Here is a 1366-nt window from a genome sequence, read left to right as displayed (position 1 = left end):
AGGCACCCCCAGGCACCCCCAGGCACCCCATGGACAGATGATTGCGCGCGCATATAATGCATACGATTGTAACCGCCGCGCGCCGATTACCCTTGGGGGACCCATGACCCGCCGCTTCCTCTTCGTGCTGGGCAGCGCCCGCCTAGACGGCAACACCGAACTGCTCGCCCGCAGGGCCGCCGAGCAGCTGCCCCCGGACGTCGAGCAGGAGTGGATACGCCTGGCCGACCACCCGCTCCCCGACTTCCTGGACATCCGGCACGACGGAATCGTCGGGGCCGTCCAGCCCACCGAGAACGACACCATCCGGCAGCTCCTCGACGCCACCCTCGCCGCGACGGACATCGTGATCGCCTCGCCGGTCTACTGGTACTCGCTCTCCGGCCTCACCAAGCGCTACCTGGACTACTGGTCCGACTGGCTGCGCGTCCCGGGCGCGGACTTCAGGGCGACGATGGCCGGCCGCACCCTCTGGGGCGTCTCCGCCCTCGCCGGCAAAGAGCCCGTGGTCGCCGACCCGGTGGCCGGCACGCTCAACAACTCGGCCGCGTATCTCAAGATGCGCTTCGGCGGGGTCCTGCTCGGCAACGGCAGCGCCCCCGGAGACGTACTGAAGGACACCGAGGCGCTGACCCGGGCGAAGACGTTCTTCACCCAGGAAGCCCCGCTCGCCCGCTTCCCTACGCCGTGATGTCCTTCGCCGTGAACCTCGCCCAGGCCGCCGACCCGAACACCGCCGCGTACAACGCCTGAAGGCCCAGGTTCTTCACCAGATCGTCCCAGTACACAGGCTCACGCATGAGGTCGGCGAAGGACAGCCAGTAGTGGGAGAAGAAGTACGGCTGGAGCGCGTGCAGTTGGGGAATCTGGTCAAGAATCTGGACGGTGATCAGCAGACCCACGGTCGTGGCCATCGCCGCGATCCCACTGCTGGTCATCGTCGAGATGAACAGCCCCAGGGCCGCGATACCGACAAGAGACGCGGCAACGACCAACGCGATCAACAGCGCCCGCCCCAACCCCTCCGCGAAACTGATCTGCGTACCCGAGATGGTCGTCAGGTCCCCCAGCGGAAACAACAACGCCCCGACCGTCAGCGCCGACAGCGCCACGACCAGGGTCGCCACCACGCAGAACGTCATCACCGTCGCGTACTTGGTGAGAAGCAGCCGGGTGCGCCCGGCCGGAGCCACCAGGAGATACCGCAGGGTCCCCCCACTGGCCTCACCCGCGATGGCGTCACCCGCGACAACCCCGATGGCCATGGGCAGGAAGAACGGAAGCGTGGCGGCCAGCGCCGTGAACACCAGGAACAGCCCGTTGTTGGTGATCTGCGCGATGAACGCGGGCCCCCCGCCACCGTCCC

2 protein-coding genes are annotated in these 1366 nt (G+C 67.6%); one reads left to right on the top strand and one right to left on the bottom strand.

Translation table 11 applies throughout. The features are described 5' to 3' along the window. The first annotated feature begins 103 nt into the window (after window positions 1-103). The gene (locus tag AC31A1_RS51435) at window positions 104-691 is read left to right on the top strand and encodes a flavodoxin family protein (protein ID WP_489659917.1); all 588 of its coding nucleotides are present in this window, start codon (window positions 104-106) and stop codon (window positions 689-691) included. On the opposite strand, the gene AC31A1_RS51430 is transcribed toward AC31A1_RS51435, so the two are convergent. Then, window positions 681-1366, bottom strand: a 686-nt coding sequence (locus tag AC31A1_RS51430; RefSeq protein ID WP_489659916.1) for an ABC transporter permease, incomplete at its 5' end; no start/stop codon positions are given. The two genes, AC31A1_RS51435 and AC31A1_RS51430, sit on opposite strands and share 11 nt — an antisense overlap.

This window comes from Streptomyces sp. P5F9 (assembly GCF_057961495.1).
Note: the sequence above shows the minus strand (reverse complement) of the source record. Positions and strands in the feature narration are given on the sequence as shown.

Coding starts and splice junctions, on each gene's coding strand:
- AC31A1_RS51435 (WP_489659917.1), top strand. CDS start 104: ATGACCCGCCGCTTCCTCTTCGTGCTGGGCAGCGCCCGCCTAGACGGC.